An 18,985-nucleotide genomic window follows, 5' to 3' on the forward strand; every position below is an offset into this window, starting at 1 on the left:
TTTTGATCGTTTTATCCCTCATCCCATTCGCGGGAGTATCCTTTTTTGTGATAAAAAAATTCCCTCGACTATACAGGAAACTAAAAATTTTGTATAATGATTCAGTTTAATCCGGCGAACATGCAGGAAATAGTCTGGAATGAGGTGTTTTTAATTGGCAGCGGAAATCATAAATGTTACAACAGAGGAGCAATTGCGTGAAGCGCTGGACATTCGAAAAGAAGTATTCGTTATAGAGCAAAACGTGCCCCTTGAGATGGAAATCGATGAATATGACCGTCTGGATGCTGATGCACATCATATTCTAATTAAATATGAAGGAGAGTATGCGGCAACGGGCAGGGTAACTTACTATAACAAAGATTCTGCCAAAATGCAGCGTATTGCCGTAAGGAAATCTTTCCGCTCCAAAGGACTGGGGCGTGTGTTATTGATTGCGATGGAGAATCAAGCCCGTGAACTAAAGCTGTTAAATTCTGTGCTCGATGCTCAATGTCATGCAGAAGCTTTTTACAACAAGCTGGGTTACGTTACGGTTTCGGACGAGCCTTTCGACGATGCAGGGATTCCCCATGTCCGAATGATCAAGGAACTTCAATAATGATAATTGTATCGACTCCAGAAACGCCTTCGTCGTCCTTTTAATAGGGCGGAGGTGTTTCTGGAGAGTGTATTTTAGCCTTCCGCAAAAAAATACCCGATCAAGCTTACTGCAATAAACAGCAAAACCACTGCGCCTAAAACAAACCAGAACCGCCTAGATTTACTAGTATAATTTTCAACTTTCTCCTCTAAATTCAATATTTTGTCTTCCAACTCCGCTATTTTTTTGTTGATTTCCATTGTTTACCTCCTTGGCATGATTTACGTCAAAGCCGGTCTCTTTCACAATGAATTCAATATTTATCTGATCTTCACAGCTTTCACAAATTCACCATTCAGCTCCATCACGATCACCCCTATGGAAGGGCCGTATTTGAACTGATAGATTTTCGTCCCTACGGGCAGGCTGCTGTCTCCGTCTGCAAGTTCACTCTTCCCTTTTCCACCTGTAAAAGCAGCATCCTTTTGTTGACGCTGAACCTCTCCTGCCTGCTTCCCTACCTTGGATTTTGGCAGCTTGGCATGAGGAATGACTTTATAGATATGCCCCCCATTCCACACGACATAATCGAAAGATTTTGAAGTCTGCGACTCTTCATTTGGTTTCGTTACGGTCGTACCTTGTGAAGGGTGACGCTCATTGAGAACTTGTGTCTCATCCACCGTATTCACTAAAAAGAATATGCCGACTAACAGCGCCATCGATGCGATAAAATGATTCACATATGTTCCCTCCTTCTTTCAATTCGCATTCATGATCTTTCTGATGGGTAACCTATCCTTTGTTATAACCTTATGGTAAGGGAGGTGAAACAAATGAATATTCAAACCGAGGAGTACAAAATCGCTTCGCTAATCGATGATGAAGGAACGGTGGATGCCATAAAAGCTGCGGAAGCGGCAATTGCCGATCTGTCAGGCAAAGAAGTTACATTGATTGCATACGAGAAAACGACCGTTCAAGAGCACTAGTCCCGTTTAGGAACAAACAAAATCCCTTCAGGTAACCAAGCCCGAGAACCCTCAACAATGATGGTTTTGCCGCTTGAGAACCCGAAGGGTTTTTTTATGTGAATCCCGCCCAAGAAAATGTTTCCTTTTCGCAAACAGGAACGTATAATAATTGTCGCCGCTGCTTCGATCAATCTTTGACCTCAAAAACAGCATGATGACTACACAACTATATCAAAAAACGGCAACATTCGAGTTCTCCTACATATACTGGAAAAGCGAAAAGAGGTGATACACATATTCAAGATTTTATATCGTATACTCATCTTTGCTTTGCTCCTTGTACTGGTTCTCCCTGTCGTTAATCAAGCGGATGCTTCCGGCCAGAAGCTGAGCAGTAAGTACGCCAAGTACCCGCAATTTATTGTAATCGACAAATCCAGCAACAAGCTGACGTACTATGAAAAAGGCAAAGCAATCAAGACGTTCTCGGTAGCCACCGGAAAAAAGCCTTCCTACACGCCTGAAGGTCTGTTTAAAATTCATGAAAAAACAAAAAACAGACCTTACTATAAAGAGCGTATCAAAGGTGGTGACCCCAGAAATCCGCTTGGAGACCGCTGGCTGGGCATTAACGTAAAAATTAACGGTAAAACAAGTTACGCCTATGCGATTCACGGAAACAACAATCCGGCCTCCATCGGCAAATACGTCTCTGAAGGTTGTATACGAATGTATAACAAAGAAGTCCGCTGGCTGTTTGACAAGGTCAAAATGAACACCCCTGTACTTATTCAAAAATAATACGATCATTCAAAAAGCCAAGCACCTTTGAGGTACTTGGCTTTTCTATTTCTATTTCCATGTTGAACGAGCCTGCAAAAATCAGCCCCATCGCTCAACCTTCATTTGCTTCATTAAACGTTGAAAATCCTCCTGAGCAACGCTTCCAGCCGTCGGCTTCAGCGCATTCGCACTTCCGGCCGCCGCAGCATGACGCAAGCACTCCATATCCGCCATATTGCGAATATGCGCAAATGCGTATCCTGCCACAAAAGAATCCCCGCTGCCTACCGGATTGACAATATCCATCTGCGGGATCTCTACCCGGTAAACCGTGCCGCCAATACAAGCCAATGCACCTTGTCCGCCCAAAGTTACGATCACTCTTGAAATTTTCGTATCTTCCGCAAGCTTCTGGATGGCATCTGCGTAGTTATGCAGTGACACTCCAGCGTTTGCATCCGTTTTCACATTGCGTTCCAGCCATGGCTTAATTTCATCCTCATTCGGCTTGATCAAGCCAGGTCTTCCCTTCATTCCTTCAACGAGCGCGGCTCCGCTTGTATCCAGGAACACGTCTGCACCGTGCGAAGAGATAATTTCGATCAATTCAGTGTATAACTCCGGTCTACACCCTTTCGGCAGACTTCCGGAGATGATGACAAGTCCAGCCTTTGGTGCCAACTCTCCGATTTTGGACTTCATTCTCTCTTCATCTTCCATAGTTATCAGCGGACCTGGTTCCAAAGCTTCCGTAAAAGTACGGTTGACCTCGTCCACTATACTAAGGCAGACTCTCGATTCGCCCTGGATCGTTACAAAATCTGTCCTGAATCCTTCACTCTCAGCAGCACGGGCAATAAACTGACCATTGTATCCGGCGGTAAAGCCTGTAGCGGTAACATCCGTTTGTCCAAGTTGATGAAGTACCCTCGCCACATTAAGTCCTTTGCCTCCAGCAATGGCATGAATGCGATCCACACGCATAACGGTTCCGGTTGACCAACCGTTCATGTAGTATGTTTTATCAATAGCCGCGTTTAAAGTGACAGTAACGATGCCTTGTTTCATTGGTAATAATCCTTTGCTTTACCAAAAGAGCCGCAGAGCCGCATTTTTTCGATGGCCATTTTCTTCAGAGCCTGCTTGGCCGGAACCATATATTTTCGAGGATCGTTCTCATCCGGATTCTCATTAAACACGTCTTTAATCGCGTTAGAAAAAGCGATGCGAAGCTCTGTAGCAACATTCATTTTCGACATTCCTAATGCTACACAGCGTTTGACCTGTTCATCTGGAATGCCTGATCCACCATGTAGTACAAGCGGAACGGAAACTTTAGCGGCGATGCTTTGAATACGCTCAAAGTCAATTTTAGGCTCCCCTTTATAAATTCCGTGAGCTGTACCAATGGCAGGAGCTAGCGAATGCACTCCGGTTAATTCGACAAACCGGGAACATTCATCTGGATCGGCAAGCAGGGCATCTTGATCATCTACAACAATATCGTCTTCTACCCCGCCAACTCGCCCAAGTTCGGCCTCTACGTTAATACCTACCGCGTTTGCCGCTTCAACAACCTTCTTGGTCATCTCCACATTAACATCAAACGGCTCGTGAGAGGCGTCGATCATCACAGAGGTGTAGCCGGCACGAATACACTGCATAATAATGTTAAAATCAGAACAATGATCCAAATGAAGTGCTATCGGTACGCTTGATCTTTCAGAAGCTACCATCGCAGCCTTTGCAATATAATCCGGCCCGAGATGCTTTACGGTACCTACCGTTGATTGAATGATTAACGGAGACTGTGTTTCTTCAGCCGCTTCGACAACAGCCTGCAGCATTTCCAGTGTATGTACGTTGAACGCACCGATACAGTATCCCCCGCTGCGAGCAGCTTCCAACAATGGTGTAGATGATACAATGGTCATCTTAATGTCCTCCCCAAGATCCTAAAGTTATGATTAATCTATCTCATGACGCTGCTTCGCCTGCATAGCGCTTCCGATGACACCGGCATCATCTCCAAGCACAGCTGGCTTGATAGACACATGCTGTCTGAAGTCAGGCAGAAGCCTGGACATTAACATGCGTCGCAGCGGTGTTAGCAATCTCTCTTTGGCCATGGCCCCGCCACCGCCAATAATAATGGTCTGCGGACTCAAAAGATGTACGGCAGGTACAAGCGCCTTACCGAGCAGTTCCCCGGCATGGTTCATAATTTCAGTAGCTAAAGCATCTCCGGCGTCCATCGCTTTTGAAATATCGGCTGCCGACAAATTCTGAAGCTCCTCTCCCGGAAACCACTCTGACAAAAGGCTTTGTCTTCCTTCAGCTATCATGCGCTTGGCTTCGCGTACCATACCGGAGGCTGAGGCAGAGGCTTCCAGACAGCCCTTAAATCCACAGCCGCAAGGGGCGAATTCACCATCCATCGTCCCGTGACCAATCTCACCGGCCAGATTCTGATAACCGTAATGAAGCTGTCCCCTGTTCACAGAGGCCGATGCTATTCCGGTTCCGACGGTCAATCCAAGGACGTAATCGTCACCTTGGCCTGCCCCGTAAACCGCTTCACCATATACATACATCCGAACATCATTATCAATATAAACCGGCAACGATGTACGTCTGGATAATTCCGCACTCAAAGGAACATCACGCCAGTTCAGATTGGCGGAGTATAGAGCAATACCGTCCCACGGGTTTACCAATCCCGGAATACCGATGCCGATGCCGCCGACCTTTCCAGAAAGTCCTGTTTTGTCTATGATTTCCAAAACCATTTGGGCCATATGATCCAGCACGGATGAGGTGCCAAGAAAAGCCTGGGTAGGCTTTTTAATCGAATCCAGCACCTCTCCCTTTTCATTCACTATGCCGCAGACAATGTTTGTCCCTCCGACATCAACACCGATCCAGAAACTCATCGTTTCGCCTCCTAAAAATTATTCGTTTTTTCAGCTACATACAAAGAGGTACCCGCTTCCTTCAAAGCGCTGATCAATGCGCTTGATGGCTCTTCATCCGTAATACAGCCATACAGCTCTTCCAGATGAGCAACGGTGAACAAGGAAGTACGACCGATCTTGGTATGGTCGAATACCGCTATCGTTTTATCCGCCCGGCGCATTAGCATGCGAGCTATATTCGCTTCCAGCTCTGAATATGTGCTGACCCCGGCAGTGGTAAAGCCGTCGATTCCCATAAACATCGTATTGATGTTGACGGCATTTACCGTCTGCTCGGCCAGCGGACCACATAGCTCAAAGCTTTTGTTTCGCAGCACACCGCCAGTCAGTACGACCTGAACGTCACTGTTCTCTGACAGCTCCATCGCAATATTGACAGCATTGGTAACGACCGTAATGTTTTTCCTAAGCTTTAATTGCTGGGAAATCAGAAAGGTCGTTGTACCCCCTGTTAATCCGATAACCTCTCCTTCTTGAACCAAAGAAGCAGCCAGCTTGGCGATTTCTAATTTTTCTGCATATAGTACCTGCTGCTTCTCTATGAACGGAACTTCATATGCCGATCCCGGCTTGACGTACATCGCTCCACCGCCGACACGTCTGATCACGTTTCCGCTCTGCTCCAATTCCTCAAGGTCTCTTCGAATTGTAGCCTCCGAACAATTAAACGTCGTCATCAGCTCTTGAAGTGACATTTCTCCCTTAATCGCCAGCGCACTCAGAATTTGGTCCTGCCGCTTTGCTTTCATTCCAATTCGTGCCATTTATTATCATTTCTCCTCGCTGGTTAATTTGAAAATGCCGCTTCAACTGCTTCAACGTTTACAGGCATTTCTGGCAAACGACTCGTTTAAATCTTAACTACCTGCGTCAAGTTACGTGGTTCATCAGGATCGATGTCTTTATGAACTGCTGTCCAGAAGCCAATATACTGAAGAAGCGGCAAATACATGACGGCACGAGCTTCATCGCTCACATCCGATGCCCCGATCTCAAACACGGCGTCCGCAAAAGCGGTATCCTCACCCGCACGAGCTGTGATAATAAGCACATATGCGCCGTAAGCCTTCATCTCTTCAGCGACTTTCAGCTCATAGGAACGTGCAGTCTCCGAAAGCAGAAGTACAACAAGTGATCCTGGCTCGATGATCGATTTTGGACCGTGTCTGAATTCAAGGGTGCCGTAACTCTCTGTCCAAGTATAAGACATTTCCTTCAGTTTGAGGCATGCCTCTTGTGCGATGCCGAAATAACTTCCCATACCGAGGTATATCGTCTTAATAAAATCGTTATTCACAATTATGTTTTTAGCAAAAGCATCCGCTTCCGCAATTTTAGCCCCGGCTTGATCTAACACCGTTTTCATCTCTTTAGAAAAGCTTCCGTTTGCAACGGCGGCAATCGCTGCCTGCATCATAAATGTCATACTTACAAAAGACTTAGTCATGACCGTGCTTTTCTCTTTACCAAGTGGTGAAACGAGACATTCGGTTTGCTTGGCCATACTGCTCTCTTCGTAACAAGTGATTCCGCAAGTATCCCAGTTATCAAGATTTTTCACCGAATCAATCGCCAAAATTACCTCCGTAGATTCTCCAGAACGCGATACGCCTACAAGCAGCTTCTTGCCTGTTGCTGCCGTGGACTGATCTCTGAACAAAAAGATGTCTGATGAAGGTAATGCATTAGCAGGTCTTGCAAGCCAGTAACGGAAGGTTGCAGCCATCGTCTGGGCTTGATAGTAGGATGATCCTGAACCAATAAAAATCACTTCATCGTAATCAGCATTGCCAAAATATTTTTGAACCCAATTCTGTTGTTTGGCAAGCTGCTCCCATGCAGCTGCCATAGCTTCTGCCTGTTGTCCAATTTCCGGGTAAGTCAACTTTCCTTTCGTCATCAAAGAACGTCTCCCCCTCACTTCGTTATAATGATATATTAATTCATAATTATGATTTTTTCAATCATTATTATGAATTTATTTTTCAATCATCTAAATGAAAAAGCCGATTCCTGCATCAATTACAGAAAACGGCCATATGATAGGCTAAATCGGAAGCTTTTCATGGTTTTCTATAACCGGTCGATGTTTCCCCTGATCGATTTGAACAACTTTGCCACCCGCACGAATGGATTCCGTAGCTGCACAACCGACTGCCACACTCATTCTGCCGTCGAATGGACTCGTTAAAGGCTGCTTGTTATCCAACACAAGATTGATAAAATCTTCGCAAATCCGTGGATCAGCCCCGGAATGCGTGCCCGGCATCTTTTTCATTTCATACGTAATGTTGCTCATTTCATGCCATGTACCCGATTTTCTTGTTTTCACATGAATGACATCATTCACATCATCATTCTCGATTCGGCCTTTCGTACCGATAAAAGTATAATTCCGCGAATAGTCCGGTGTAAAATGGCACTGGAGATAAGAAGCCTTAATCCCGCCTTCCAATTCCATAATGACCATGTTGTTGTCCTCGACATCGATTTCTTCACGGAAAGCGCATTGAGTGAGCCGCTCCAGACTGACATCAGGACAGGTGTCTTTCCGTTCGCAGTCAGGACAATACAGATCATTCGGCATATCACCACCATAATAATCCAGACTGCCAAACGAAGACACTTTCTTCGCATATTGGCCTGTGATCCAGTGAATGACATCGATGTCGTGTGAAGCCTTCTGAAGCAGCAGTGAAGTAGTGTTAGCTCTGGTGCCATGCCAATCATGATAGTAATAAAAACCGCCTAACCCGACAAAATGCCTTACCCAGACCGCTTTGATATCTCCAATTACCCCTGAATCGATAATTTCCTTCATTGTCTGATACATGCTCATGTACCGCATATTAAACCCGATCATAAGATGTTTGCCTGAGAGCTTCCATTCATCCAGAATCCGGTCGCACCCTTCAGGCGTAATCGCCAGCGGTTTTTCGCAGTATACATGTTTTCCAGCGCGGAATGCTGCTACTACATGCTCTTCATGCAAATGATCCGGAGAAAGAATAACGACCGCATCAATGTCTTCCCGGGCCAGCAGTTCACGATAATCAGTTGTGACAAAAGCATCTGAATTAATTGCGTCCTTAAACTTTGAAAGTGCTTTCAAATTAACGTCTGCTGCACCCGTTACAACGGATCTGCCGCCAGGCTGATGCCAATATTCCACAATGTTGCTTCTGGCTCCTACACCGATGATTCCTAATCTAACTTGCTTCACTGCTCATCACCTCAATTTCTAAAATTAACGATCATGGATTTCATGTTTCGATGATAGTCTAATTCATAATTATGATTTTTTCAATCATATAAATGACATTTGAAATCAAATATTATTACATAAATAAAAAAAGATAGACACAAGCAGAAAAAATGATCTGCCGTATCTATCCATTCGTTACTCCTATATCCTTTTTCATTTCACTCTTTATCTTGGTTCCATCTTCCTGCTTTCTTCACAGCTTCTTTCAAAAGAATCTCAATTTGAGCATTTACGCTTCGCAGCTCATCATCTGCCCATTTTTCAAGCGCATCATAGAGCTTGGGGTCGATTCTTAGCGGATAAGCTTTTCGTTTAGCCATGGTCCCAAATATCCTAATAAATACTTCCTGTATTTATAACAGGATGTGTTCCTTTTTCAGACACAATGGAAACCATCAGGTTATTGACCATTTGTGCCTTCTTCTCATCGTCTAGCTCCACAACGCCTTCATCCGCTAATTGCTCGATTGCGCTCTTCACCAAACTGACGGCGCCATCTACAATGACTTTGCGTGCAGACAATACCGCCTGTGCCTGTTGTCTTTGCAGCATAGCAGCTGCAACTTCAGAAGAATAAGCCAGGTGCATGATACGAGCCTCAATGACATCAACTCCGGCAACAGCAAGACGGTTTTGAAGATCTTGTGCTAAAAAATCAGCGATTTCATCGCTATTCTTCCGCAATGACATATCCGTCTCATTCTCAAAATGATCATACGCATATTGACTGGCAATATGGCGAATACCTGTCTCGCTTTGAATCTGAACAAATTCTTCGTAATCCTCTACATCGAATGTGGCTTTAGCGCTATCCGAAACCTTATAGACAACGACAGCAGCAATTTCGATCGGATTTCCTTCCAGATCGTTAACCTTCAGCTTGTCACTGTTAAAGTTGATAACACGAAGCGAAACTCTGGATTTGATCGTTAACGGAACCGCTGCCCACAGCCCCTGCTCCCGGATGACACCAACATAAGTTCCGAACAGAGTAAGAACCTTGGCCTCGTTCGGTTGAACAATGGTGATACCCGAAAGAATCAATGCGGCTACAATCACCAGGATCACTGGAAGTACAAGTGCTGAACCAACAGATTCCGTTGTCAGGAACAGGAACGCAGCTAAACCGATAAACAGTAACGATACAAGAATACCGAGATAGCCATTCACCTTTAACGCTGGTTTTTCTTTCATGGAATTACCCCCTGGATATCAATATGATATCACAATTATATCACCAAGATATATGAATTGACAATAGGGAAAAAACCAAAGGCCGATTTCCGCATAAAATTGCAGAAATCGGCCTTTCATCAAATCGCGATCTATTCTGTTAATAAATTCGTAGTCTTTAACATTTTACACCAATCGTCAAGATTTCATAAGGCTTCACAGAAAGCGAGAATTCTCCCTGATCCGTAAACGGATGAAGCTCTCCCTCTTCTTCCAAAATCGTCGTCTTGTAAGCCTGTGCTCCGGAAAGTTTGGAGTGCAGCGTCAATTCAGATGGAGAGTCGCCCATATTAAACCAACGAAGCATCAAATCACCTGATTGACGGCTGACCTTAAGCGATGAGAAAGCAAGTTCATCGTTTTCCCATTTGAACACGGAACCATAAGGAGAAACGCTTCCCTCATGAATACCTGTCTGACATACCGTCCATGGAATCTGGAACTGATAAGCTTCTGCATAGGCGCCGGAAGCAATCCCATCACCATCATGCGGAATGATCTCCATATGCGCGGTATAAACGCCAAGACACTGAGCTTCAGGCGTTGGGAAGTGCCCCCAATCACCGAGTTCCCCGACAGCACGCAGCAGCGTAACTGCAATTGTATTGCGGCCGTCGCGTAAAACCTCATATTCATTCAATCCCAGGTTGGCTACTGTAAGTCCGGCTCCTTCTCCACTAACATCAACAAAGGCTTGCTGATGTGCCGTGTTGCTAGGGTTTTCCCATTCTTTCGCAGGCGTATTGCTTCGTGTAGCAACTTCGAAAATGGAATCGACATGGTGAACAGAAGCATCCAGATCGGTCGGGAACAACGCCCGCAGACGATGATCCTTCGCCTGGTTGTCAAAGGTTGCTTCTATTTTAACGCCATTGCCTTCACGTTCCAAAGATATCAAGGTGCGAATGGACAGCATGACTGTCTCGCTTGAGCGCTGAACTTTGCGAAGCGGATAATAGATCAGCTCTCTCTGCTCTTCTTCAAGCTTATCGTCAGCGGATGCGGGTATTTCCCATTCATGAATCACTTCGAACGCTGCCCGATACGGTGTATCTTCCACAACCCGAATCTTAGCTTCAAGCCCTTTTGTCGTCAAAGCTTCTTCCCCATCCGGTTGTTTAAACATATATTCGTTACCGATATCACCGGTGTTCTCATATATACCCAGATCACGGAAGACTTGACCGTTTCTCTTGTCTGTCAGCGTAAAGGAACCGTCTGAAGCCAGCTCGACCTTCAATTTGTTATTCTCCAGCACTCTCTCTCCGGTCACCAGAGACTTCGAATCCGCCGGTTTTGCATCCCCCTTCACAAACGCATAGGTTTGCATTCCAAGTGCAGGCAGGTTCTTAACTTCAAGAGTCAGTTTCACTCTCCGGCACATATAAGGTTGACGGAATTTATCATCCGGCAAATCATAACCGAACTGAACTCCTAAATCCTCCATCGTGAACGCAATCCCGTTCCCTTCACTATCAACAACAGTTCGTCCGGAAAGATCAACCTCTTTCATCCGGGTAGCTGTCTCTTTCAGGGAAAACCCGTCACGGAAATACAGGCGTTCAACGTCAAGCTCAACTGTCACCGTACCGCTGCGCTTCCAGCCGCTCGTATTGAATACGACAAACGGAACGCTGCTCTCGCCCCACTTGGCAAACGATGTAGTGTCAACCGCTTCAGCGATCGCATTCTTGCTGTCATCTATAATGCTTTCGGCAACATGGCGGCTCTTATCGAACCGAGTTACCATCTCACGGTGCACCTCGTCAACGCTGCATCCGCAAATGCTATCATGCGGGTGGTTTTGCATCAATGTCTTCCATGCATAAGTAAACAGATGATGCGGGTATTCCTGCCCGAGCAGGCTTGCAAACGATGCAAGCGGCTCCGCTACTTTTTCCAGAATACTTTGCCCAGCCTGGTTCATCTGTTTTAGATAAACACGGGCAGAAGCGGTGTTGACTAGCGTGCCCCATCCATCTGTACGCTGACTGCGCAGCTCGCCCTGCACCGAAGACAACTCCTGGCTCATGCTGTTTTTCAAGTCTTTCATATAATCATCAAAAGTTGAGTGAACGAATTCGGTATCCGGATACAGTTTTTTCGCGGTTTCAATCGCTTCTGGCAGATCACATTGAACCGGCTGATGGTCACATCCGTTCATGTACAACAGCTGGCCTGTCGAGGCAAACTTTTCAGCATCAGCCAGTTTTCTTTCCCAGAAAGTCTTGGCTTCTTCTTCATCAACCGGGATTTCGTTCCCGTTGCTGTACCAATTGGCGAACAGAATACCGAGCACTTTGGAGCCGTCTGGTCCTTCCCACATCAGCTCGGAGAAAGACGATTCATAGCCTTCATCCGATACCGTATTGTTAAAGCCGGTTGGTTTCACTCCACGGCCGAAGAAAGCATTATCGATACCGGATTGCAGCATCAGCTGCGGCATCTGGCCCGCAAGTCCGAAAGTATCAGGGAAATAGCCGATCTTCGAGATGGTTCCATATTGTTTCGCATCCTGATGTCCGATCTGCATGTTACGCACATTCGCTTCACTGCTTGTCAGGAAAACATCCTGCAAAATATACCATGGCCCGATCTGAATTCGGCCTTCATGGATAAGCGCTTCAAGCTGCTGCTTCTTCTCGGGACGAACCTGCAAATAATCTTCCAAAATGATCGTCTGACCATCCAGGAAGAAATAACGGTACTCCGGGTCTTTCTCCATTGTTTCAAGAAGTGTATCCATTAGCTGGACAAGGCGCACATGATGCTTTTCATAAGGTAAATACCACTCTCTATCCCAGTGGGTATGAGAAATGATATGAGCTTTTCTTGATTGGGTCATAGTTGTCGACTCCCCCTTGTTTCACAGAATGATGTATGAACATGACAAGCGTGCGAAATGTTTTATTGAACCTGTCATTTTACACGCTTGCCTGTCTCTAACGTATGTTATCAACCTGAATGTTACGCCTCATCTAAAGGGTACTTCTTCATGTAATCCATCAGCTCATCGACAGTCGTAAACGCCAATCCTGTCACGGTGTCGGCACAACCATAGTAAATCGCGATGCGACCGGTGTCGGCATCGGTCAACGCCGCGCACGGGAACGTTACGTTAGGCACATCGCCCACGCATTCGTATGTCGTTTCAGGTCCCAAAATATAGTTGCGGGAACGTGCTTTCACTTTCCATGGCTCATCGAGATCCAAGAGAGCAACGCCCATACGATAAACGAAGCCGTTGCACGTATTGATAACACCATGGTAAATCAGCAACCAGCCTTCGTCCGTTTCGATCGGAACCGGTCCAGGTCCAATTTTCTTGGACTGCCATGCCGAAGCATCTCCATTAATCGTTCCCATTACAAAACGGTGCTTGCCCCAGAAGGTAAGATCAGGACTTACGCTGTAGAAAATATCCCCGAACGGTGTATGGCCCGTATCGCTCGGACGGCTGAGCATCGCATAATAATCACCAATTTTGCGCGGGAACATCACCCCATTACGGTTATACGGCAAAAAGGCGTTTTCCAGTTGGTGGAACGTCTTGAAATCGGTCGTATACCCAATCCCGATCGTAGGGCCATGATAGCCATTACACCAGTTGATGTAATAACGATCTCCGATTTTGATCACCCGTGGATCGTAACGGTATTCACGCTTCGTTATTTCCTCATCGCCTTCAAATACGATAGGATCGTGATTGATTTTCCAGTTGATACCGTCTTCGCTGAAACCGGCGAAAATATCCATACTAACGGATCTAGAATCGCAGCGGAACACACCAGCGAATCCACCTTCAAATGGAACGACGGCGGAGTTGAATACACTATTGGAATTGGGGATTGCATGACGCTCAATAACCGGATTTTCCGAATAGCGCCATACCGGAGCATTGAGACCCTCCGGCTTGTCCTGCCAAGGGATGTTTTTTAGGGATTCGCCAATAATTTTAGTCATTGTTATGTCTCCTTTATTAGAACGTTTATTATGCATAAATGAGATCAACGAGAAACTTACAAAATACCTTCTTTCATCGCCCGGTACACGAGCTGAGAGAACAAGCTGTTTGACCAGGCAAACCAAGATCTGGTGAAAATTTTCGGATCATCGGCATGAAAGCCTTCATGCATAAATCCAGTATCAGCATCTGTCGATTCCAAAAGATCGATCATTTCAAGCTTCTCTTCAGCTGTTGATGCTGTAAGCCCTTGCATTGATAGCGCCATATGCCAGATGTACTGCGGCGGTGTATGGGGACTGCCAATACCTTTTGCTGCTTTTCCTTCAAAATAGTATGGATTTTCCTTGCTCAGCGCAAAGCGTCTTGTATTCTGATAGATCGGATCATCCGCACCGACATATTCCAAATACGGAATGGACATCAGCCCCGGTGTGCCCGCATCATCCATCAGGCAATAGTTACCGAAGCCGTCTGTCTCATATGCATAAATCGGTCCGAATTCAGGATGGCGGTAAATGCCGTATAGCTGAATTCCATGATCGATTTCGGCTTCCAGCTTCTTAAGATCCGCAAGCAGCGACATATCGCGGAATACCCATTCTGCAAACTCCTGCATATGACGCAGCGCTACAACGGCAAACATATTACCTGGAATGTTGTAATGGAAATCACAGGCATCATCGCTGGAACGGAAACCGGACCATACCATCCCTGTATAATTGACCGGCATGCCTAATCCATTGTTGCGCAAGGAGTCCTCCGGAATGCCGTTATCCCGTGTAAAGCGGTATGAAGAACGTTCAAAGTGATGCTGCTCGGTCTTGAACAGCTCTACAATTTTCAGCATCGCCGCTTTGAACCCTGCATCGAATATATCAGTAAGCCCGGTCTCCTTCCAGTAAGCATAGGCCAACCGGATCGAGAAGCATAATGAATCGATTTCAAATTTGCGCTCCCATACCCATGGGGACATCTCTGTCTGGTCATCGGTGTTCCAATGCCAATCATTGGCCGATTCATTAAACGCATTGGCATACGGATCAATATGAATATAGTTCATATGACGCTTGATCAAGCCGCTCAAAATCCGCTGAAGATCAAGGTCATTTTTGGCAAATGGGACATAATGAATGACCTGTTCAACGGAGTCACGCAGCCACATTGCCGGAATGTCACCGGTTATAATAAACGTTGTTCCATCATCCATCAACTTAGTCGTAGTTTCCAGCGTATTCGGAAACGTATTTTTAAATAATTGTAAAAGCTTAGGGCGATGCGCCAACTTCTCTTCTGCCTCTCTCAATACATCTTGAATCGACCGCGGCAGCTCAAGCGGCGGCATAGGTATTTGGGGCAGTCTAAATTGTTCCATGATGTTCTGGCTCCTTTAAGTAATAATAGTTATGTGTTACCTTTATCGCTTTTTGTACATCATCCTGAAACGTGCAAGTTGATGGACTAGTGAGATATCTTCGATACTGTCCACCGTATTCCTGCACGATTCAGGTCACATATTTTCGAACAAAATTGTTCTATAACGATACAAAGCATATACCCATTACAAAAATCACTCTTTTACCGCACCGATGGTCAAACCCTGAATAAAGTAACGTTGGAAGAACGGATAAGCCAGGATAATCGGTCCGGTTGCCAGTACGACCATTGCCATTCGAGCTGTATCCTGTGGCAATGATTGCAGAGCTTCCATGCTCAGCGAAGTGTTCTGGGAATTTTGCAATATAAACTGCATACTTGTTTCGATCCGCATCAACATGGACTGTAACGGAACCAAATTGGGATCATCGATATATAGGAGCGCGTTAAACCAGTCGTTCCAGTATCCCAGCGTGCTGAACAATCCAATGGTTGCCAGACCAGGCAAGGAAAGCGGAAGAACGAGTTTGTAAAAAATAGTAATCTCCGATGCCCCATCAATTTTTCCGGATTCAATAATGGCATCGGGCACGCTCGTTGAATAAAATGTTCGAAGTATCATAATATAAAACGCGTTTACGGCAAGCGGCCATACAAGCGCCCAAATGGAATCCTTAAGGTCCAGAAGCTGCGTTGCCACGATATAAGTCGGCACCATACCGCCGTTAAAGAGCATCGTAAAAAATGCAAAAAACGAAAAGAAATTACGGTATCTAAAGCTTTTACGCGAAATGGCATAGGCATATAACGAGATGACACATAAGCTGATGATCGTTCCAACAACGGTTATAAAGATCGTTACACCGTATGAACGAAGCAGCGTATCCCCTGTTTCAAACACATACTTGTATGCTTCCAGACTCCATTTTTCAGGAAAAATACTATAACCGTTCGTAGCAAGAGTTTTCTCATCTGTAAAGGAAATGATCATGACGAATACAAACGGGAACACACATAAAAAAGAAAATATACCTGCAACCAGGTTGCCTATTATATTCCATCCCTTGGAAACCTGATGAAAGTCTCGAGTCTTGATCTTGGTGCTGCTGTTAGTCACGGCAGGTACCCCCTTCTATAAAAATTCGCTGATTAGAATAATGCGTTCTCTCTATCATATTTGCGTACGATATAGTTCGAGGTCATCACTAGAATGAAGCCGACAACAGATTGATATAAACCAGCCGCAGCACTCATACCGATTTCACCGGTCGTCTTAAGACCACGGTAAACATAGGTATCAATAACGTTCGTAACCGAGTAAAGTGTACCGGAATCTCTCGGAACCTGGTAGAATAGCCCGAAATCCGCATAAAAGATTTTACCTACAGCAAGCAGTGTCAAGATCGTCATGAGCGGCTTCAGCATTGGGATCGTGATCGACTTGATCTGCTGCCATTTGTTCGCTCCATCAATCATGGCTGCTTCAAATAGCGATTTATCAATGCCTGTGATCGCTGCCAGATAAATGACACTGTTATAACCGATCCCTTTCCATAAACTGATTAATATCAAAAATATTGGCCAATATTTTGGTTCCGAGTACCATTGAACTGGATCTGCGCCGAACCAACCCAGAATTTGGTTTAAAACCCCTTTGTCGTAACTCAGGAAGCTGAATACGAAATAACCAACGATAACCCAGGACAAAAAATAAGGTAGAAACATACCGGTCTGGTAAACTTTCGCCAGTCTTTTATTGATGATCTCAGACAAGATGATCGCCAGGGCAACAGAAAAAACGAGGCCAAGCACGATAAAGGCGAAATTATACAACACCGTGTTTCTCGTAATGATATAAGCATCGTCCGTACTAAATAAGAATCTAAAATTCTCAAGTCCCACCCATTCGCTGTTCATGATACTGGCCAAAAATCCATCGCGGCTAAAACGGTATTCTTTAAACGCAATGATCGTACCGAACATCGGCAAATAGGAGAACAAGAGAAACCAGATGGTTCCCGGCAAAACAAAGAACAGCATCGCTTTATTGGTCATCACATTTTTAAAAAACTGTCCGATTGCTCTCACTTCTATCCCTCCTCATGATGACAAGAAGAAACGGTTTCGCCGTCCTTTGTTTAAGGCAGCGGCGTTTCTTCGACAACAAGTACGTTTCTTATTATTTTGAAAAAGAAGAGCGGTCGATAAACAAACCGCCGCCCCTCTTATCTCCATGTTCTTACTATTTGCTTGCTTTCCATGCGTCAATTTGGCTTTGAGCCTCGACCATGATTTTCTCCAGACCAGCAGCATTCAATTTCTCAACAGCTTTCGGTATGAATTCTTCTGGATCAACCGTACCGGTCATAAGAGGAGCCCAGAATTCTTCTTTGACGTTATTAACTGCAGCAAGTTCCGTAGTTACGTTCTTAGGATCGAAGTTGAAGCCCAGCAGCGGTGCAGGTTCACCGGACTCGTTAAACTTCTTGAACTCATCCCATTTATTTTCAGGATCTTCAGGATTCAAATAAGTAAGCATGATGTTACCAAGTGAGAATGTAGGCATATCGTAATCTTTGGATGCAGGCAAGTTCTCGATTACATTCTCGCTAACCTTCTTGTAGTGAACGCCTTCAATACCGGAATCCACCATGTTACGAAGTGTGGCATCAGTGTTAAGCAAGTTCAAAAACTTCATCGCTTCTTCAGGATGGTCGGAGTTAGCCGAAATCGCTTGCATCGAGCCCATAACAGACCAGTTATAGATAATTGGGTCTGAAGCTGGAACAGAAACGACTGGGTAGCCGTAACTTGCACTCCACATGTTGTCAGCAAACGGCTGGGTATTAGCTCGATCTAAAAACCAATTTCCGGATGTCATCAGATCCTGTGTAGAAGTTGTTGTTGCTGCTTCAGGGGAAATATATCCCGCTTTATAGTACTTGTGCATAGTTTTAAAAGCTTCCATCGTTTCAGGAGCTTCGAGGAAGTTAATCACTTTCAATTCTTCCTTGTCGTCCAAACGAACGGCCATCGGCAACTTTTCAATTACATAATCGAAAGGAAGCGTTTGAGTGTAGTCGCTGGCCACTGCAAACGGAACGATATTCGGCTCATTTTCCTTGATTGTCTTGAGAAGCGGCTCCAGGCTTTCTAATGATTTCACATTCGAGATATCCAGGTCGTATTTGTCAACAAGATTCTTGTTGAAACGCCATACATCTTGGGCTGGAAGCTCCTTGTTAGCCGGGATCGCGTAGTTATGTCCGTCAACTTTAGAACCTTCCAGGAAGGCAGGATCAAGCACTTCTTTAATGCCTTGCCCATGCGTTTCAAGCAGTTCATCCAGTTCCATAAACGCGCCTTTTCTCGCATTTTGTACATAATCAAACGCCCATGAGCTTGTGAACAAAATATCCATCGGCTCACCGGAAGCAGCCATAACCTGCATTTTTTGTGTATAATCACCGAAGTCAATCATTTTGATGTCAACGGTTACACCGATTTTTTCGGCAGTATACTTATTGATCTCGGCTTCAACCTTATCCAAATCTTTCGGAGGTGCACCGATCGTATACCAGATCAATTCAACCGGGTTTTCCGCAGTTCCCCCTTCACTGGCAGCCTCTTTTTTGTCCCCGCCACAAGCTGAAAGCAGCATCGATACTGACAACAGCAAGGTGAGCGGAAGCAGCCACTTCTTTCTCGATTTACTCATTTCATTTCCTCCCTTTTGACTCACTTGTATGTCTCTACAATTCAAGATTACCGGATGAAAGTGTTTTCACATAGGCTAAAAATTAAAGGTATTATGGTGAAAATAAAGAAAAA

At 45.1% G+C, this 18,985-nt stretch carries 19 protein-coding genes; 3 read left to right on the forward strand and 16 right to left on the reverse strand.

Annotated features, from left to right (window positions below; translation table 11 throughout):
• Window positions 1-154: 154 nt before the first annotated feature.
• Window positions 155-601 (forward strand): GNAT family N-acetyltransferase, encoded by a 447-nt coding sequence (locus tag C8268_RS13945; protein ID WP_106768234.1) that lies wholly within the window; start codon window positions 155-157, stop codon window positions 599-601.
• A 74-nt stretch (window positions 602-675) separates the two neighbouring features.
• On the opposite strand, the gene C8268_RS22725 is transcribed toward C8268_RS13945, so the two are convergent.
• Window positions 676-843, reverse strand: a complete 168-nt coding sequence (locus tag C8268_RS22725; protein WP_158702739.1) for a hypothetical protein — start codon at window positions 841-843, stop codon at window positions 676-678.
• A gap of 60 nt (window positions 844-903) precedes the next feature.
• Window positions 904-1,326 (reverse strand): hypothetical protein, encoded by a 423-nt coding sequence (locus C8268_RS13950; RefSeq protein WP_106768235.1) that lies wholly within the window; start codon window positions 1,324-1,326, stop codon window positions 904-906.
• A 93-nt stretch (window positions 1,327-1,419) separates the two neighbouring features.
• Between C8268_RS13950 and C8268_RS22955 the strand changes: the two genes are divergently transcribed.
• Together C8268_RS22955 and C8268_RS13955 are read left to right on the forward strand one after the other, a co-directional pair.
• The gene (locus C8268_RS22955) at window positions 1,420-1,575 is read left to right on the forward strand and encodes a hypothetical protein (RefSeq protein WP_199794852.1); all 156 of its coding nucleotides are present in this window, start codon (window positions 1,420-1,422) and stop codon (window positions 1,573-1,575) included.
• 267 nt (window positions 1,576-1,842) lie between these two features.
• The gene (locus tag C8268_RS13955; protein WP_420094247.1) at window positions 1,843-2,358 is read left to right on the forward strand and encodes a L,D-transpeptidase; all 516 of its coding nucleotides are present in this window, start codon (window positions 1,843-1,845) and stop codon (window positions 2,356-2,358) included.
• An 81-nt stretch (window positions 2,359-2,439) separates the two neighbouring features.
• Here C8268_RS13955 and C8268_RS13960 read toward each other — a convergent pair whose 3' ends face one another.
• The 14 genes from C8268_RS13960 to C8268_RS14020 all read right to left on the reverse strand — a co-directional run bounded on the left by C8268_RS13960 (window position 2,440) and on the right by C8268_RS14020 (window position 18,872).
• Window positions 2,440-3,408 carry a 1-phosphofructokinase family hexose kinase gene (locus C8268_RS13960; RefSeq protein WP_106768236.1) on the reverse strand — a complete coding sequence of 323 codons (969 nt, stop codon included), beginning with the start codon at window positions 3,406-3,408 and terminating at the stop codon, window positions 2,440-2,442.
• A complete protein-coding gene (gene fba / locus C8268_RS13965) occupies window positions 3,405-4,274 on the reverse strand; it encodes a class II fructose-1,6-bisphosphate aldolase (protein ID WP_106768237.1) in 870 nt (289 codons plus the stop codon). The genes C8268_RS13960 and fba overlap by 4 nt, the downstream gene beginning before the upstream one ends.
• A 33-nt stretch (window positions 4,275-4,307) precedes the next feature.
• A complete protein-coding gene (locus tag C8268_RS13970; protein WP_106768238.1) occupies window positions 4,308-5,273 on the reverse strand; it encodes an ROK family protein in 966 nt (321 codons plus the stop codon).
• Between the two features lie 11 nt (window positions 5,274-5,284).
• The gene (locus tag C8268_RS13975) at window positions 5,285-6,079 is read right to left on the reverse strand and encodes a DeoR/GlpR family DNA-binding transcription regulator (RefSeq protein ID WP_106768239.1); all 795 of its coding nucleotides are present in this window, start codon (window positions 6,077-6,079) and stop codon (window positions 5,285-5,287) included.
• 86 nt (window positions 6,080-6,165) lie between these two features.
• Entirely contained in the window at window positions 6,166-7,215 is a 1,050-nt protein-coding gene (locus C8268_RS13980) for an SIS domain-containing protein (RefSeq protein WP_106768240.1), read from the reverse strand.
• Window positions 7,216-7,362: 147 nt separating this feature from the next.
• On the reverse strand, window positions 7,363-8,538 hold the full coding sequence (locus tag C8268_RS13985; protein WP_106768241.1) for a Gfo/Idh/MocA family protein: 1,176 nt from the start codon (window positions 8,536-8,538) through the stop codon (window positions 7,363-7,365).
• Window positions 8,539-8,738: 200 nt separating this feature from the next.
• Complete coding sequence (locus tag C8268_RS22730) at window positions 8,739-8,900, reverse strand: type II toxin-antitoxin system antitoxin (protein ID WP_158702740.1); 162 nt, start codon at window positions 8,898-8,900, stop codon at window positions 8,739-8,741.
• Between the two features lie 13 nt (window positions 8,901-8,913).
• The gene (locus C8268_RS13990) at window positions 8,914-9,774 is read right to left on the reverse strand and encodes an SPFH domain-containing protein (RefSeq protein ID WP_106768242.1); all 861 of its coding nucleotides are present in this window, start codon (window positions 9,772-9,774) and stop codon (window positions 8,914-8,916) included.
• A gap of 157 nt (window positions 9,775-9,931) precedes the next feature.
• Window positions 9,932-12,658 (reverse strand): alpha-mannosidase, encoded by a 2,727-nt coding sequence (locus C8268_RS13995; protein WP_106768243.1) that lies wholly within the window; start codon window positions 12,656-12,658, stop codon window positions 9,932-9,934.
• Between the two features lie 122 nt (window positions 12,659-12,780).
• On the reverse strand, window positions 12,781-13,776 hold the full coding sequence (locus C8268_RS14000) for a glycoside hydrolase family 130 protein (RefSeq protein WP_106768244.1): 996 nt from the start codon (window positions 13,774-13,776) through the stop codon (window positions 12,781-12,783).
• 56 nt (window positions 13,777-13,832) lie between these two features.
• Complete coding sequence (locus C8268_RS14005) at window positions 13,833-15,152, reverse strand: glycoside hydrolase family 125 protein (RefSeq protein WP_106768245.1); 1,320 nt, start codon at window positions 15,150-15,152, stop codon at window positions 13,833-13,835.
• A gap of 195 nt (window positions 15,153-15,347) precedes the next feature.
• Window positions 15,348-16,271, reverse strand: a complete 924-nt coding sequence (locus tag C8268_RS14010) for a carbohydrate ABC transporter permease (RefSeq protein ID WP_106768246.1) — start codon at window positions 16,269-16,271, stop codon at window positions 15,348-15,350.
• A 32-nt stretch (window positions 16,272-16,303) separates the two neighbouring features.
• Window positions 16,304-17,233, reverse strand: a complete 930-nt coding sequence (locus C8268_RS14015) for an ABC transporter permease (protein WP_199794963.1) — start codon at window positions 17,231-17,233, stop codon at window positions 16,304-16,306.
• Window positions 17,234-17,396: 163 nt separating this feature from the next.
• Window positions 17,397-18,872 carry an ABC transporter substrate-binding protein gene (locus tag C8268_RS14020; RefSeq protein ID WP_106768247.1) on the reverse strand — a complete coding sequence of 492 codons (1,476 nt, stop codon included), beginning with the start codon at window positions 18,870-18,872 and terminating at the stop codon, window positions 17,397-17,399.
• Window positions 18,873-18,985: the final 113 nt, after the last annotated feature.

Origin of the sequence: Paenibacillus faecalis (genome assembly GCF_900289175.1) — a bacterium.
Taxonomy (GTDB): domain Bacteria; phylum Bacillota; class Bacilli; order Paenibacillales; family Paenibacillaceae; genus Paenibacillus_AQ; species Paenibacillus_AQ faecalis.